Source organism: Nocardiopsis sp. iso_40 (genome assembly GCF_056173285.1).
Window position 1 is genome coordinate 1,324,824 of the sequence record NZ_CM149666.1, and the last position, 15,067, is coordinate 1,339,890.

Below are 15,067 nucleotides of genomic sequence, written 5' to 3' on the forward strand. Positions count from 1 at the left end.
TTAGGTTCCAGATGCGGTCGTTCCTGTGGAAGTTCGGACCCGGGAGCGCCGCGCCCCCTCCAGACCGGGTCGTGTGAGCCAACCGTCCGTGCAGGCCCGGCACTCTCGCTAGGACAAACTGTGACCCACTCAGCTAACAGCACGAACAACGTCCACGTACCCACCGAACTGTCCACCAAGATCATCATCGCCGGGGGCTTCGGAGTCGGAAAGACCACGTTCGTCGGGGCTGTGTCGGAGATTCCCCCGGTTCGCACCGAGGCCGCGGTGACCGCGGCCAGCGCGGGTGTGGACGACCTCTCGCACACCCCGGACAAGACCAGCACCACGGTGGCGATGGACTTCGGCCGGATCTCCCTGGACACCGACCTCACCCTGTTCCTGTTCGGCACGCCCGGTCAGCAGCGTTTCTGGTTCATGTGGGACGACCTGGTCCGGGGTGCTCTGGGCGCGGTGATCCTCGCTGACACCCGGCGGCTGGAGGACACCTTCCAGGCCCTGGACTACTTCGAACGGCAGTACCGTCTGCCCTTCGTCGTCGCCGTCAACGAGTTCGACCCCGAGGCGGCCTACAGCGCGGATGAGTTGCGTGACGCCCTGGACCTGACCCCGGACGTCCCCGTCGTCTACTGCGATGCGCGCGACCGCAGGTCCGTGGTGCGGGTCCTGGTCACTCTGGTCAAGCACGCGATGGCGGTGGAGGCGCGACAGCGGACCCAGCGTCAGCTCGTCAACTGAACCTCCGCACCCCTCGATGTCGGACTTATGTGGTGGTTTGTCCCCGTTGGTTCGGTCAAGCGAGCGTACGGGGGGAACCAATCGGTTGTGTCCAGCGTTACCCTGGCGTGGTGTTCGGACGAATGGCGGAAAGCGTCCGCCGCCTACTGGGCAAGCCCGGTGCGGTGGACCTGCGGCCCTATACCAAGCTCCTGCCGGCGATCGAGGCCGAAGAGGAGGGTCTGCGAGAACTCAGCGACACAGAGCTGACGGAGAAGGCCATCGACCTCGGCTACGCCGAGCTCCCCTACTCCCCGGGTGACCTCGTCAACCTGTGTGCGGTCGGCCGTGAGGCCGCCCGGCGCACCCTCGACGAGCGCCCCTTCGACGTGCAGTTGCTCGGTGTCATGGCCCTGCTCGACGGCCACGTCGCCGAGATGGCCACCGGTGAGGGCAAGACCCTCGCCGGAACCCTCGCCGCTGCGGGGTTCGCCCTGCGCGGCAAACGTGTCCACGTGCTCAGCGTCAACGACTACCTCGCCAGGCGCGACGCCGAGTGGATGCGGCCCCTCTACAAGATGCTCGGGGTGACCGTGGGCTTCGTCAGCGAGGAGTCCACCGTCGCCGAGCGCAAGGACGCCTACGCCTGCGACGTCACCTACGCGGCCGTCAGCGAACTCGGTTTCGACGTGCTGCGCGACCGCATGGTGACCGACGCCGACGACAGGGTGGTCCCCGAACCCCACGTGGCGATCGTCGACGAGGCGGACTCCGTGCTCGTCGACGAGGCCCGGGTGCCCCTGGTCCTGGCCGGCGCGGCGGAGAGCGTGCCCGCCGACGTGGAGATGGCCGACGTCGTCCGCACCCTCAAGCCGCGCCTGCACTACGAGGTCGACAGCGAGGGGCGCAACGTCCAGCTCACCGACGCCGGGATCGACGCGGTCGAGAAGGCCCTGGACGGGGTCGACCTGTACTCCGAGGAGGACACCTCGGTCCTCCCACAGGTCAACCTGGCCCTGCACGCGCACGTGCTGCTCCAGCGCGACGTCCACTACGTGGTGCGCGACGGCGAGGTGCGGCTGATCAACGAGTCGCGCGGCCGTATCGCCCTGCTCCAGCGCTGGCCGGACGGCCTCCAGGCCGCGGTCGAGGCCAAGGAGAAGGTCGCGGTCAGCGAGACCGGCGAGGTCCTGGACTCCATCACCGTGCAGGCCCTGGTCATGCGCTATCCGACGCTCGCGGGCATGACCGGTACCGCGATGGCCGTCGCCGAGCAGCTTCGTGAGTTCTACGAGCGCGAGGTCGCGGTCATCCCCTCCAACAAGCCGAACATCCGGGAGGACCACGGCACCCGCCTGTACGCCACGCGCGAGGAGAAGGAGGACGCCCTCGTCGCCCGGGTGAAGGAGGTCCACACGACGGGCCGTCCCATCCTCATCGGTACCCAGGACGTGGCGGAGTCCGAGCTCCTGGCCGACCGGTTGCGCGAGGCCGGGCTGGAGAGCGTGGTCCTCAACGCCAAGAACGACGCGGACGAGGCCTCCATCATCGCGGAGGCGGGCACCCACGGCGCGATCACCGTCTCCACCCAGATGGCCGGTCGCGGTACCGACATCCGGCTCGGCGGCAGCGACATGGCCGACCGCGACCGGGTCGTGGAGGCCGGAGGCCTGTTCGTCATGGGCTTCGGCCGCTACCCCAGCAGCCGCCTGGACGGACAGTTGCGCGGGCGCGCCGGACGTCAGGGCGACCCCGGTGACTCCATCTTCTTCGTCAGCATGGACGACGACCTGCTGGTGAACCACGCGCCCGAGACCACGGGCTTCCAGACCACGGCCGAGGGCGAGATCACCGACGAGGCCTGGCTGGGCATGGTCGACCACGCCCAGCGGGTCTCCGAGGGGCAGCTGCTGGAGGTGCACCGCAACACCTGGCGGTACAACAAGCTCATCGACGTGCAGCGTGAGGTGGTCCTGGAACACCGGGAGCTGGTCCTGTCCGGGGACGAGGGCGACCGGCACATCAGGGCGGACCGCAAGGAGCGTCACGAGGAGCTGGTGGAGGAGCTGGACGCCGAGAAGGTCGCCAGGGCCGCCCGGTTGATCACCCTCTACCACCTGGACCGGGGCTGGACCGACCACAACGCGTTCCTGGCGGAGCTGCGGGAGGGCATCCACCTGCGCTTCCTCGGCCGCCGGGATCCCCTCGACGAGTTCAACCGCGAGGCCGTCCCGGTCTTCAAGGGCTTCCTGGACGAGGCCCGGGCGCGGGCCGCAGCCAGCTTCGAGGAGCTGGAGGTGGTCGACGGGGAGCTCGACGTGAGCTCCGTCGGGGTCAAACGCCCGACGATGACCTGGACCTACATGGTGCACGACCACCCGTTCAGCTCGGCGCTGGAAACGCTCGTGGGCCGGCTCAAGGGCGGTCGGGGTTCGTCGAACGGTACGAATTAGCTTCACCACCGCATGCGCGGGTCGGGACTAAAGTCCTGGCCCGCGCATTACTTTTGTCGGTTATTCTGCTGAAACGCTGATCCGGTCTGCTGGTTCCCTGTGTCATTGATCGGACCGGGTTAATATGGATGCGTTTTCAATGGAATCCGAGACGGTTGGGACTGAGTCCACGGTGGTCCACGAGATCGGCGCGCAGGAGAAGATCAGTTACGGGCGCAACGACCGCTTCACTGGCGGACCCGTTGGCGGAGGGAGCTTCTGGACCGACGAAGACGGTCAGCCGGTGGCCAAGATCGGCGGCCCGAAAGAGTGGCGGCCCACGCCCATGATCGATGTCCGGGTGGGTGATGTGTTCAGTGTCGGCGGCCAGGTGTGGAGGATCACGGAAATTATTGACGCCGATTCGCCGAGTGCGTATCTGATAGCTACCAGGATTAGCTGAACCACTTCCCCGGGACGATCCGGGATCCTCTTTGTCTGTGCCTCCGCTGGAATTGCAACCCATTGCAACCTTTTCCCTGGTTGCTGCGGAACGTTCCTGTTCCGGTTTTCCGGCGGGGGCTTCGCTGTTTCCTTCGGCCGCGCGGGTCCGGCTGCGCCGGCCCGCCCGCGCTGGCCAGGCCGTTCGGGCCCGCCCGGCCGAGTCCGGAGTCCGGTCCGGGCCCGACCTGCGGTCCCGGTGTTGGCCGCGCCAGATGTGCGGACTGTGCGCAGTGCCTTGCGGACAGTTCGTCATCGCAGGTCAGGGGGTTGTGTGTGCTTCGGGTGGTGGGAATCGAGACGTTCCGGTTATCCGAAGGGGGGTGTTCGCGTTACCGGTGCCTCGTTAACGTCAGTCGGGCATGGCGCGCCCCGGTGTTCGCGGGAGGGTTCTTCGTCCCCGGGGTGAGGGTCGTGGCGTCCTGCCGCCGCCGGTCCCAGGGGCTGTCCCCCGCCCCTGGGCCTGGTCGTCCTCCCCTTCCGCCCGGACCCGGGTAGGTTCTCGGGTATGGCACTTCGACACATCGCGCTCTTCCGCTGGCAGGACGGCGTCACCCCCGAGCAGGTCGCCCAGGTCGAGAGGCTGTTGGGCGCGCTTCCCGACGCGATCCCCGAGCTTGATTCCTACACCTTCGGCCCGGACCTCGGGATCAGCGAGGGTGCCTACGACTTCGCCGTGGTCGCCGTGGTCGCGGACGAGGCCGGTTTCGTCGCCTACCGGGACCACCCCGAGCACCGGTCAGCCCTCGCGGTCATCGGCCCGCTGTTGAGCGACCGGGCTGCGATCCAGTACTCGATCCCGGGTAAGTAGATCCTGTTTCAGGGAAGCTTTTGACCCTTCCTCTGTCGCTTCTTCTTTGCAATCAGGGGTTTTTCGGCAAACCGAGTGGCGCTCTGGTCTTGCGGTAGAACTCGTTCCAGTATTAGCCTCTGGGTAAGCCTCGCCCGGTGAGGGCATCCCGCAGTTCGGTCGTGGGGTGTCGCTGGCGGCAGGCGAACCGAAAACCGTCGCCCGTCGAAGTCGGATCGCGCCCCGACTTCGGCGGGCGACGTCCGTTGTGCGGGTTCCCGTCCGCGGGGGCGGGCGCTCAGCCGAGGAGCCGTGAGATCTCACCGAAGGTCGGGCACGGCCAGGCCAGGCGGCAGCTCCGACAGCGGCGCCCGGCGGCCTGGTCGGGCTGCTCCGAGCCGTCGGGGCTGTGCAGCAGGAGGAGGTCCACGCAGACGCCCGCCAGGGTGGCTACCTCGTTGCGCGCGTTCGCGTAGAAGGCGACGTCGTTGATCCGGGCCAGTGCGCTGTCGGAGCGGGCGTCGGGGAGTCCGACGGTCTCCGGTTCCCAGGGCACGGCCCGAGCCGAGCGCTCCAGGATCTGCTGCACGCACTGGAGCAGCCTCGCGTGGTCGGAGAGGCGTCGTTCCCTCCGCGTCGCTGGTCTCGTGAACGGCGGCATCGCTGATCTCCCCCAACGGGTGGATACGCAGCGGCTCATCCCCAGGGGAAAAGCGCTGTGACTTAGAGTACACATATCGTTGCGGATTGTCGCGATGTGGGGGTGGGGCCGCCGGGCAAAGGACGCGGGCCGCCCCCGAGGGGAGGGACGGCCCGCAGGAAGGGGTGGGGCACCGGTCAACTGGACGGGTGCCCCGGTCGGGCGGTCAGCCGCAGTTGCCGCCGCAGCCGCACGAACCACCGCTCTGGCAGCCGCAGCCGCATCCGGAGCCGCAGTTGCAGCCGCTCTGACTCGGTGGTCTGGTCAGGGGGTAGGTCACAGTCCCTCCTCAGGGCTCGACACCGCGCCCGTGTGCGATCACGCCGGATCCTCCCGGGAACGGGAGGGGCGTCACGGGTACGTTTCCCGCAACAGGAAGTGCCCGTCCCCCGGCTTTCCCAACCCGAGACGGGGAGTTGACCCTGCCTTGGCCCGGGGGAGCGAAACCGGTACCTCTCGACCGGCACCGCGCTGACCAGTGGCTTCTTTGGGGTGATCAGGCGAAGAAGCTGGGAGGGGCCGCGGGGCGGCGGGTCATTCGGTAGAGCCAAACCTGGCCGAGGAGCATGACCGGAACTGCGGGCGCCAGCATCGACCACACGAACACGGCGGTCACCTGGGGGATGTCCGCCGGCGGAAGTTGCGCGGACGACGCCACCAGCAGCCCCGGGACCGCGATCGCCAGGGCGGAGGTGTGCCGGGACAGCATCGGACCGCTCAGGCCGCTGGTGGCGGCCAGGGCCGCCACCAGTACCGCGACCAGCACCACCGCGACCCCGGGGCGCACCAGTACCGGTCCGCCGAAGCCCGCCGCGGCGACCACCGTCACCGCGACGGAGCCCAGCGCCGCCCGGGCCAGGGTCCGCGTCGCCCTGGCCGCGGTGTCAGCGCTCTCCCCGGGGACCGGGCCGACCAGCCGCTGCGCACCGAAGGCCGCGCCGCGCAGCGCGAACAGGGCAGTGACCGCCGCCGTGCACGTGACGGTGAAGGGGTCCGCGGACAGGCCGCCGCCGAGCAGGCCGGCCAGCACCAGTCCCCAGGCGACGGCCAGGGCCCAGCTGCCCGTCACGAGCGCGGTGTCGCAGACGGACCGCCACCGCCGGCCGTCCACCCGGGCGCGGAACCACAGTCCCGCGTCCCGGAACAGCCATCCGGCCAGCAGGACGACGATCACCGGCCACTGGTCACCGACCACCTGGTGCTCCAGGCCGGGGAAGAGCCCGGCCAGCACCCCGACCGCGGCGACCAGCCACACCTCGGAGGCCAGGAAGTAGGGGGCGATGGCGGACACCACGCGACGGCGCTCCTCCGGGGTGTGCGCCACGTGCGGCATCAGCATGCCCAGACCGGTGTCGGCCCCGGCCAGGACCAGGTAGCCCACCACGAACAGTGCGAGGAGTACCGCGGAGGGCGTTGTTTCGGCGAGGACGGCCATGGTTGTCTCCCTCTGGCTCTCAGAACGCGTGGACGGGGGCGTCGGTCTTCTCGGGGGCCTCCTCGCGGTGCTCGGCCAGGGGGCCTCCCTCCGGGCCGCGGCGGGCGAGGCGGACCAGCAGCCAGTACGTCACGGCGGCCAGCGCGGCGAAGGCGACGGTGAACAGGGTGAAGGACACCAGGGCCGCACCCGTGGACATGGGTGTCACGGCGTCGGCGGTCGTCAGGTGGTGCACCACCACCCAGGGCTGGCGGTTGGTCTCCCGATAGACCCAGCCGCCCACACTCGCCAGGTAGGGGAGGAGGGGGGAGAACAGCAGGACTGCCAGGCCCCACCGGCGCGGCCTGAACCAGGCCGGGGACAGGACGCCGGGGCGCCTCCGGTAGGCGAACCGGTTCGGAAACCACCGCCGGGGGTCGAGCAGGGCGAGGATCCGGGGCAGCAGCATGGCCGGTCCGAGGAAGAACATGATGCCCCAGGCGGTCATCATCACGGCGTCACCGGTCACGTTGGCGGTGGTCACGAACGCGCTCCGCCCGGCGGCCTCGACCGCCTCGATCTCCCCGGCTGTGTAGGTCAGCCCGCTGGTGGGCGGGTCCTCGCCGAAGATCTGGAACTGCATACCGCCGAAGGTCACGACGAGGAACGGCATCACGCACATCGTCACGGCGGAGTAGCCCATCCCGCGCCGGAAGACCCCGTGCGGGTCGTTGCCGCGCAGCAGGTGGTGGGCGCTGGCTGCCGCGACGACGAGGGCGCCCACCAGCATCGCTCCGGTGACCACGTGCAGGAAGGCCACGAGTGCCGCGGGGTTGGTCATCAGGGCGACCGGGTCGGTCATGTGCGCGGTCCCGTCCACCATCTCGAAGCCCACCGGGCGGCGCATGAAGCCGTTGGAGACCAGCACCCACCACGCCGACCCGTACGCCGTCGCGGTCACCACCGCGAAGCAGAACAGGTGGGCCCACCGGCCCATCCGGTCCCAGCCGAAGATCCACAGGCCCAGGAACGTGGACTCGACGAAGAAGGCGGTCATCGTCTCCAGGGCCAGTGGCGCCGCGAAGGTGTACCCGAACATCTCGTGCAGCCCGCTCCAGTTCAGGGCGAGCTGGAGTTCCATCACGAGGCCGGACAGGATCCCCATCCCGTAGTTGACCAGGTACAGGCCGCCCCAGAACCGGACGGAGGCCATCCGTGCGCGGTCGCCGCACAGGACCGCGAGGAACTGGGTGCCGAGGATGTAGGGGGCCAGTCCGAGGGTGAGCGCGACGAACATGTAGTGCGTGGCGGCGGTCAGCGCGAACTGGAGCCGTGCCAGGACGAGCGGGTCTTCGAACATCGGCTGGCCTCTGCGGTCGGCGGTGGGGACGCCGAACAGCATCCGCCGACGGTCAGGGGTGCCGCATCGTCCCCGGGGCGGCACGTGGGGCACACCGGGGGAGGTAGCCCGGCCGGGGGCCTACTCCCCGAGGCGTAGGGGACGGCCCCGGCGTCCGCCCGGGGTTCCCGGAAAGCGGACCGTGCGCCCTGTACGTGGCCTCGGACACCGCCCCCGGCACGCCACGGCACCACCGAGGAGAGCACCGACAGCGCGGCGAACACAGCGGTGAGGGGAGCGCTGGCCACCCTCGACGGGGTCCGCCTCCTGTCAGGACCTCACCCGGGCCGCTGCGGGCCGCGCAGGGCGGGTCCGGCGGAGGCACGGGGCAGCGCGTAGACCGGTCACCGGTCGTCCCGGGACCAGCCCGGGGTCACCAGGGCGGTCTCGTAGGCGAGCACCACCAGCTGGGCCCGGTCGCGTATCCCCAGCTTCACCATGGTGCGGCTGACGTGGGTCTTGGCCGTGGCCGGGCTGAGCACCAGCTTCCGGGCGATCTCCTCGTTGGACAGTCCGTGGCCGACCAGTGCGAGGACCTCGCGCTCGCGGTCGGTGAGCCCGTTCAACCGCGCCGACGGTTCGGGGCCGCGGGGCGGGCGGCGGGCGAAGTCGGCGATCAGCCGCCGGGTGATGCCGGGGGAGAGCAGGGCCTCGCCCCCGTGGACGACCCGCACCGCCTGAAGCAGGTCGCGCGGTTCGGTGTCCTTGACCAGGAACCCGCTGGCGCCGCCGCGCAGCGCGTCGAAGATGTACTCGTCCAGGTCGAACGTGGTGAGGATGACGACCCGCGTCCGCTCCAGGGAGGGTGCGGCCAGGATCCGCTCTGTGGCGGCCAGACCGTCCACCCCCGGCATCCGGATGTCCATCAGCACCACGTCGGGCCGTTCGGTGCGTGCGAGGCGGACCGCGTCCTCGCCGTCGGACGCCTCCGCGACCACCTCGATGTCGGGCGCGCTGTCCAACAGGGCACGGAACCCCGCTCGGACCAGTGCCTGGTCATCGGCGAGCAGTACCCGGATCAACCTGTTCTCCCTGTCCCTCCGCGGGGCCGCCGTCGACCGGCAGCCTCGCCCGTACCCGGAATCCTCCCCCGTCCGCGGGGCCCGCGTCCACCGAACCCCCGACGAGGGCGGCCCGCTCCCGCATCCCGGTGATGCCGTTGCCCGCGGTCGGCGGGCCCACCGTTCCGCGACCGTCGTCGGTGACCTCCACGGACAGCTCCGAGGGCCCGTAGTCGATGCGTACCCACACCCGGTCCGCGTCCGCGTGCCGGACCACGTTGGTGAGCGCCTCCTGTACGGTCCGGTAGGCCACACCGTCCACCCCCACGGCCAGCCGCCGCTCCTCGCCGGTGACCCGCACGTCCACGGCCAACCCCGCTCGGCGGGCGCCCGCCACCACATCCCGGACCCGGTCCAGGCCCCGGACCGGCGACCGCGGCGCCGGCCCGTCCTCGTCGACCACCCGCAGCACCCCGAGGATGGCCCGCAGCTCCGACAGCGTGTCCTTGCTGGTCTGTTTGATGGTGGCCAGCGCCTCGGCGGCCCGTTCCGGCTGGCTCTCCACCAGGTACAGCGCGGTCCCGGCCTGCACGTTGATCAACGAGATGTTGTGGGCGACCGTGTCGTGCACGTCGCGCGCCAGCCTCAGCCTCTCGTCGGAGGCTCTGCGCAGCAGCTCCTCCTCCCGGCTCCTGGTCACCTCCGCCTCGCGCTCCCGGTCCGCGTGCAGGTACTCCTGGCGCCAGCGCACCACCTCGGCGGAGCACAGCAGGACCAGGACCCAGGCCACGATGCCGAGTGCCTCCGGCCGGTAGTCGCCCATGACCAGGAGTTCGTAGCCGTTGACCGCCACGAACTGGCCGATGCCGAGCGCCCACCCGAAGACCCGGTAACCCCGGCGCACCACGGTGTAGAGCATCACGGCGGCACAGAGCATCACCATCCCGTCCGGGAAACCCAGCGGATAGTAGGCGGACGCCGTGATGACGGAGACCACCGCGGCCGTCCGCGGGAGGGCGGACCGCCACAGGACCGGCAGACCGGCGGCCAGGATGAGCGCGTACCCCCACGGCCAGGGGCCGGTGTCCTCGGGTACGGGATCGATCACCTCCACCGCCGCGGTGCTGGACACCGACAGGGCCAGGAGCGCGACCGTGAGCCAGAGGTCGGTGCGGGCCGGGCGCTGGAAGCGGGAGAGTAGTGCTGCCACGAGTCCGACAGTACGGTCCCCGCGCCGGGGGCGCCGTCCCCCCGAGGGGGACACTCGTGGGGCGGGTCCACTCCCCGGGGAGTACCGTCCGCCCGCGGATCCCGGACCCGTGGCGGACCGGCCTCAGAAGATGTCGGTCGGCGGGGCGGGCGAGTCCACGGCGTCGGCGTCGCGCACGGGGGAGTGGCCGGAGACGAACCGGTCCAGGTCGTCGCCCTCCACCAACCGCGCCATCTCCGGGTCCCGGTGCGCCAGCCGCCCCAGTTCCTCCACCGGGAGCGGCCGGTGCCCCGCCACCAGGACGAGGTTGCCGAAGCGGCGGCCGCGCAGGACGCCCGGCTCGGCGGTCATCACCACGTGCGGCAGCACCGAGCGGGCCGTGGCCACCTGGGCGCGGGTGTGCTTCAGGGCGTAACCGTCCCCCACGTTGACCACCAGGAAGCCGCCCGGCCGCAGTACCCGTGCGGCTTCGGTGTAGAACTCGGCGGAGGTCAGCCGGGCCGGGGTCCGCGCCCCCGCGAAGACGTCGGACACGATCAGGTCGGCACTGGACCCGTGCCGCGCGGCGATCCAGTCCCGGGCGTCGCCGACCCCCACCCGCAGCTGCGCCCTGCGGTCCCACGGAAGCCGCCGCCGGACCATCTCCACCAGCGCCGCGTCCACGTCCACCGCGCGCTGACGCGACCCCGGACGGCTGTGCGCCACGTAGCGGGCCACCGTCAGCGCGCCCGCCCCCAGGTGCATCGCCTCGACCGGCTCACCCTCCGGCGCCGCCAGGTCGACCGCGTGCGCGATCCGCCGCACGTACGAGAAGTCCAGGTAACCGGGGTCGGACAGGTCCACGTGCGACTGCGGGGTGCCCTCCACCAGCAGGAACCACGAATTGGGCCGGTCCGCGTCGGCGAGCAGGTCCACTCCGGGCACCGCCGAGAACTCCTCCTCGGGCTCCACCCTGTCACGCACACGTCTGCCCATGCCCCCGCCTTCGCTCCTCGAAAACCGTTCACACCCTAGGCGCACCTCCGCCCTGTCGGGAACCGGCGCGCGAACCCCCCTGCGGTGGCGCTAGCCTGGGTTTCCCCAGATCTTCCAACCTGCGCCCCCCGGGGCGTGATCACCTAGGAGTGGCCGTGCTACTGCGGATGTCGACCCTGTTCCTGCGCACCCTGCGTGAGGACCCGGCGGACGCCGAGGTGCCGAGCCACAAGCTGCTCGTCCGCGGCGGCTACGTCCGCCGAGCCGCACCCGGCGTCTACACCTGGCTGCCCCTGGGCAAGCTCGTCCTGGAGAACGTGGCACGGGTGGTGCGCGAGGAGATGAACGCGATGGGCGGCCAGGAGGTCCTCCTGCCCGCCCTGCTCCCCAAGGAGTACTACGAGGCCTCCGGACGGTGGGAGGAGTACGGCGACACCCTGTTCCGGCTCAAGGACCGCAAGGGCGCCGACTACCTGCTCGGCCCCACCCACGAGGAGCTCTTCACCCTCCTCGTCAAGGGCGAGTACTCGTCCTACAAGGACTTCCCGGTCGTGCTCTACCAGATCCAGGAGAAGTTCCGCGACGAGGCCCGCCCCCGCGCCGGGATCCTGCGCGGCCGTGAGTTCCACATGAAGGACGCCTACTCCTTCGACATCGACGACGAGGGCCTCCAGGAGTCCTACGACAAGCACCGGGCCGCCTACGTCCGGATCTTCGACCGGCTCGGCCTGGACTACGTCATCGTCGCCGCGACCTCCGGCGCCATGGGCGGCTCCGCCTCCGAGGAGTTCCTGGCCGTCGCCCCCACCGGTGAGGACACCTTCGTGCGCAGCACGGAGTCCGACTACGCCGCCAACGTCGAGGCCGTCCGGACCCCGGCACCCGCGGAGCTGCCCGTCGAGGGGCTGCCCGAGGCGCGGATCCACCACACCCCGGACACCGCCACCATCCAGACCCTGGTGGACTTCCTCAACGGCGCCGGACTGGGCCGCGACTTCACCGAGGCCGACACCCTCAAGAACGTCCTGGTCAAGACCCGTGCCCCCGGCTCCGCGGAGTGGGAGCTCCTCGCCGTCGGCCTGCCCGGCGACCGGGAGGTCGACTTCAAGCGCCTGGAGGCGGCCCTGGAGCCCACCGAGGTCTCGCTCCTGGAGGAGTCCGACTTCGCGGCCAACCCCTTCCTGGTCAAGGGGTACATCGGACCGAAGGCCCTGCTGGACAACGAGGTCCGCTACCTCGTCGACCCGCGCGTGGTCACCGGCACCGCCTGGGTGACCGGCGCGGACAAGGCCGACCACCACGTGGTCGACCTGGTGGCCGGGCGCGACTTCACCCCGGACGGCACCATCGACGTGGCCGAGGTGCGCGACGGCGACGCCTCGCCCGACGGCCGGGGCACCCTGTACACCGCGCGCGGCATCGAGATCGGGCACATCTTCCAGCTCGGCCGCAAGTACACCGACGCCTTCAAGCTGGACGCCCTCGGCAAGGACGGCAAGCCCAAGCGCGTCACCATGGGCTCCTACGGCATCGGCGTCTCCCGCGCCGTCGCCTCCGTCGTCGAGCAGTCGCACGACGACAAGGGCATCATCTGGCCGCGCGAGATCGCGCCCGCCGACGTGCACGTGGTCGGCACCGGCAAGGGCGGCGAGGTCGAGGAGGCCCTGCGGATCGGCCGCGAACTGGAGGCCCGGGGCCTGCGCGTGCTGGTCGACGACCGCAAGGCGGCCCCCGGCGTGAAGTTCAACGACGCCGAACTGCTGGGTGTGCCGACCACCGTCATCGTCGGCCGCGGCCTCAAGGACGGCCTCGTCGAGTTGCGCGACCGCCGCAGCGGTGAGCGCTCGGACGTGCCGGTCGGGGAGATCGTCGAGCGCACCGTGGCCGCCTGCGCCGAGTAGGGCACGGCCGCTCCGCCGGACACCGAGGGGGCTCCCGCACGCGCGCGGGAGCCCCCCGGTGTCCGCCGTCCGACCCGCGCCCGGGCGGAACGCACGGTCTCACCCGTCGCCGAAACCGGGGAGCGCGTCCAGTTCGGCGCCCCACTCCAGTGAGCGCACGGTGGCCTCCTGGAGGACGCGCGCCGCGGTCATCCTCAGGTCGGTGTCCTCGGCGGCGCTCAACCACAGGTAGGCGTCCATCGTCGTCTGTTCCAGACCCACCGCGAAGGAGTCCATGTCGGCACCGCTGCGCCCCTCTGGCAGCGAGTAGGACGTCCGCGCGGGCGGGGGTTCCACGCCGCGTTCGGTCGCGGCCGTGCGCAGTTCGTCCCGCAGCGCCCTGTGCTTGTACGTCGCCGCCGAGGCGCGCTTGCGCCGGGTCTCGTCTCCGGCGGCCCCGCCGACGAACTCGAAGCCGTACACGGCGGCGTGCTCGGCGCTCAGAGCCTCCGCCAACGCCGCCGACGCGGGATCGCCGACCCCGTCCGGGCCCGCGCTCTCCGAGGAGCTATCCACGGGTGTGGGGCTGTCGCTCACCTGACTGCCTTTCGGTCGCTTCCGGGGTTTCGGGGCGGGCGCTCAGGCCCGGGCGAGCAGGTGGGCGTGCCCGGCCTCGCACGCACCGATCCCGCTGATGAGCTGGGCCAGGGCCGGGTCGGTGACCGCGGCCGCCTGGTCGAGCCTGGCGCTGGTCGCCGCGGCCGTCAGGGCCCGCAGCCCCGCCGGGTCGAGCACGGCGTCCAACGCGGGGTCCTCGGGCGGGGGCGACGGTTCGCCCTCCGGTCCCGCCGAGGGCTCCTCGCTCGCCCCGACCCCCTCCGGAAGGGCGTCGACGAGCGAGTCCAGATGGGTGACGTGCTGCTCCAACAGCCGTTCCAGGAGTTCGGCTGGCCCCGTGCCGGCCTCCAGGGCGGCTTCGTACCGCACCACCATCCGCTCCTTCTCCAGGATGAGCGAGCGCAGGACGGAGACGTCGGGTGTCACGTCGAACGGGTACCAGTCGGCCCTGCCGCAACCGCTCAGCCCCACGGCACCGGTCACCGCGATCCCGGACGCGACACTCGTCACCGCCAGGCCCCTCACCGCGGCCCCGAGCACCGTGCGACGGCTGACGCTCCCCTGGTCCACGCGTTCTCCTCCCGTGCCCCGCGACTCGGCGCGGCGTCGACAGGACCGCCGCCGACGGCGGTCAGCCCCCATCTTTCCACGGGCGGCGGCGGGCCCGGGCCGCGCCGACACCCCCTACCAGGGCGGTGTTGCGGGCGCCGGGGCCGGTGCCGGCGACGCGCCCCGCCCGCTCGGACCGACCCTGGGGGCACTCAGGTGTGGATACCCTTACAGCACAACCGCCGTCGCACGCGACGCGCGGCGCTTTTCGCGTCCCTCCCGGGACGCGGAGCGAATTCGTCGCAGACACTACGTACAGAGCTGGACCGCCCCGTTGACGGCCCACGGCCGAGCGGGCGGGATTTCGCCGTTTGAGGGGCTAACACGCATGGGAGCGCAGGCGCGCAACGAGCGCATCGCCGAGCTGCTGGAGCCGGTACTGGCCGAAGCCGGACTGGACCTGGAGGGCGTCGAACTGACACCCGCGGGCAAGCGCCGGGTGCTGCGCGTGGTCGTCGACTCCGACAACGGGGTCGACCTCGACACGGTCGGTGAGGTCAGCCAGGCCGTCAACGAGGCCCTGGACGCCTCCGACGTCATGGGCGAGCAGCCCTACGTCCTGGAGGTGACCTCGCCCGGGGTGGACCGTCTACTGACCCTGCCGCGCCACTGGCGGCGCTCCCAGGGCCGACTGGTGAAGGTCTCCCCCGTCGAGGGGGCGGACGTCACCGGTCGCGTCACCGGCTCCGACGACCAGGGCGTGACCCTGGACGTCAAGGGACGGCCCCGCACCCTGGCCTACGACTCGATCGCCAAGGCCAGGGTCCAGGTGGAATTCCGTCGCGCAGCCGACGCCGACGCGGCGGACTAGAGGGGGAGCC

Annotated in this window: 14 protein-coding genes; 6 read left to right on the forward strand and 8 right to left on the reverse strand. The window is 71.1% G+C overall.

Going from position 1 to position 15,067, the window contains the following annotated elements:
- The first annotated feature begins 120 nt into the window (after window positions 1–120).
- The 4 genes from AC0VYD_RS05815 to AC0VYD_RS05830 all read left to right on the forward strand — a co-directional run bounded on the left by AC0VYD_RS05815 (window position 121) and on the right by AC0VYD_RS05830 (window position 4,461).
- Window positions 121–738 carry a GTP-binding protein gene (locus AC0VYD_RS05815; RefSeq protein ID WP_475478927.1) on the forward strand — a complete coding sequence of 206 codons (618 nt, stop codon included), beginning with the start codon at window positions 121–123 and terminating at the stop codon, window positions 736–738.
- Between the two features lie 122 nt (window positions 739–860).
- Complete coding sequence (secA2, locus tag AC0VYD_RS05820) at window positions 861–3,170, forward strand: accessory Sec system translocase SecA2 (protein ID WP_475478928.1); 2,310 nt, start codon at window positions 861–863, stop codon at window positions 3,168–3,170.
- 139 nt (window positions 3,171–3,309) lie between these two features.
- Window positions 3,310–3,612: a DUF6406 domain-containing protein gene (locus tag AC0VYD_RS05825; protein WP_475478929.1), complete on the forward strand. Its 303-nt coding sequence runs from the start codon at window positions 3,310–3,312 to the stop codon at window positions 3,610–3,612.
- 546 nt (window positions 3,613–4,158) lie between these two features.
- Window positions 4,159–4,461, forward strand: coding sequence for a Dabb family protein (locus tag AC0VYD_RS05830; protein WP_475478930.1), 303 nt, complete (start codon window positions 4,159–4,161; stop codon window positions 4,459–4,461).
- 277 nt (window positions 4,462–4,738) lie between these two features.
- Here AC0VYD_RS05830 and AC0VYD_RS05835 read toward each other — a convergent pair whose 3' ends face one another.
- From AC0VYD_RS05835 to AC0VYD_RS05860, 6 genes are all read right to left on the reverse strand, one after another.
- A complete protein-coding gene (locus AC0VYD_RS05835) occupies window positions 4,739–5,101 on the reverse strand; it encodes a hypothetical protein (protein ID WP_475478931.1) in 363 nt (120 codons plus the stop codon).
- A 535-nt stretch (window positions 5,102–5,636) separates the two neighbouring features.
- Window positions 5,637–6,575: a cytochrome d ubiquinol oxidase subunit II gene (locus tag AC0VYD_RS05840; protein ID WP_475478932.1), complete on the reverse strand. Its 939-nt coding sequence runs from the start codon at window positions 6,573–6,575 to the stop codon at window positions 5,637–5,639.
- Between the two features lie 19 nt (window positions 6,576–6,594).
- Window positions 6,595–7,914 carry a cytochrome ubiquinol oxidase subunit I gene (locus AC0VYD_RS05845; protein ID WP_475478933.1) on the reverse strand — a complete coding sequence of 440 codons (1,320 nt, stop codon included), beginning with the start codon at window positions 7,912–7,914 and terminating at the stop codon, window positions 6,595–6,597.
- A 383-nt stretch (window positions 7,915–8,297) separates the two neighbouring features.
- Window positions 8,298–8,975 (reverse strand): response regulator, encoded by a 678-nt coding sequence (locus tag AC0VYD_RS05850; RefSeq protein ID WP_475478934.1) that lies wholly within the window; start codon window positions 8,973–8,975, stop codon window positions 8,298–8,300.
- Window positions 8,950–10,164 carry a sensor histidine kinase gene (locus AC0VYD_RS05855; protein ID WP_475478935.1) on the reverse strand — a complete coding sequence of 405 codons (1,215 nt, stop codon included), beginning with the start codon at window positions 10,162–10,164 and terminating at the stop codon, window positions 8,950–8,952. Before AC0VYD_RS05855 ends, AC0VYD_RS05850 begins: the two co-directional genes overlap by 26 nt.
- Before the next feature lie 123 nt (window positions 10,165–10,287).
- Window positions 10,288–11,139 carry a spermidine synthase gene (locus tag AC0VYD_RS05860; protein WP_475478936.1) on the reverse strand — a complete coding sequence of 284 codons (852 nt, stop codon included), beginning with the start codon at window positions 11,137–11,139 and terminating at the stop codon, window positions 10,288–10,290.
- A gap of 167 nt (window positions 11,140–11,306) precedes the next feature.
- Between AC0VYD_RS05860 and AC0VYD_RS05865 the strand changes: the two genes are divergently transcribed.
- The gene (locus AC0VYD_RS05865; protein WP_475480195.1) at window positions 11,307–13,040 is read left to right on the forward strand and encodes a proline--tRNA ligase; all 1,734 of its coding nucleotides are present in this window, start codon (window positions 11,307–11,309) and stop codon (window positions 13,038–13,040) included.
- A gap of 99 nt (window positions 13,041–13,139) precedes the next feature.
- On the opposite strand, the gene AC0VYD_RS05870 is transcribed toward AC0VYD_RS05865, so the two are convergent.
- Complete coding sequence (locus AC0VYD_RS05870) at window positions 13,140–13,616, reverse strand: ferritin-like domain-containing protein (protein ID WP_475478937.1); 477 nt, start codon at window positions 13,614–13,616, stop codon at window positions 13,140–13,142.
- Window positions 13,617–13,658: 42 nt separating this feature from the next.
- Window positions 13,659–14,207 (reverse strand): hypothetical protein, encoded by a 549-nt coding sequence (locus AC0VYD_RS05875; protein WP_475478938.1) that lies wholly within the window; start codon window positions 14,205–14,207, stop codon window positions 13,659–13,661.
- A 367-nt stretch (window positions 14,208–14,574) separates the two neighbouring features.
- Between AC0VYD_RS05875 and rimP the strand changes: the two genes are divergently transcribed.
- Window positions 14,575–15,057, forward strand: coding sequence for a ribosome maturation factor RimP (gene rimP / locus AC0VYD_RS05880; RefSeq protein WP_475478939.1), 483 nt, complete (start codon window positions 14,575–14,577; stop codon window positions 15,055–15,057).
- The last annotated feature ends 10 nt before the right edge of the window (window positions 15,058–15,067 follow it).

Bases quoted from the DNA above. Each gene is read 5' to 3' on its own strand.
- AC0VYD_RS05860 (WP_475478936.1), bottom strand. From the start codon at position 11,139: ATGGGCAGACGTGTGCGTGACAGGGTGGAGCCCGAGGAGGAGTTCTCG.
- AC0VYD_RS05830 (WP_475478930.1), top strand. From the start codon at position 4,159: ATGGCACTTCGACACATCGCGCTCTTCCGCTGGCAGGACGGCGTCACC.
- AC0VYD_RS05865 (WP_475480195.1), top strand. From the start codon at position 11,307: ATGTCGACCCTGTTCCTGCGCACCCTGCGTGAGGACCCGGCGGACGCC.
- AC0VYD_RS05835 (WP_475478931.1), bottom strand. From the start codon at position 5,101: ATGCCGCCGTTCACGAGACCAGCGACGCGGAGGGAACGACGCCTCTCC.
- AC0VYD_RS05840 (WP_475478932.1), bottom strand. From the start codon at position 6,575: ATGGCCGTCCTCGCCGAAACAACGCCCTCCGCGGTACTCCTCGCACTG.
- secA2 (WP_475478928.1), top strand. From the start codon at position 861: ATGGCGGAAAGCGTCCGCCGCCTACTGGGCAAGCCCGGTGCGGTGGAC.
- AC0VYD_RS05845 (WP_475478933.1), bottom strand. From the start codon at position 7,914: ATGTTCGAAGACCCGCTCGTCCTGGCACGGCTCCAGTTCGCGCTGACC.
- rimP (WP_475478939.1), top strand. From the start codon at position 14,575: ATGGGAGCGCAGGCGCGCAACGAGCGCATCGCCGAGCTGCTGGAGCCG.
- AC0VYD_RS05825 (WP_475478929.1), top strand. From the start codon at position 3,310: ATGGAATCCGAGACGGTTGGGACTGAGTCCACGGTGGTCCACGAGATC.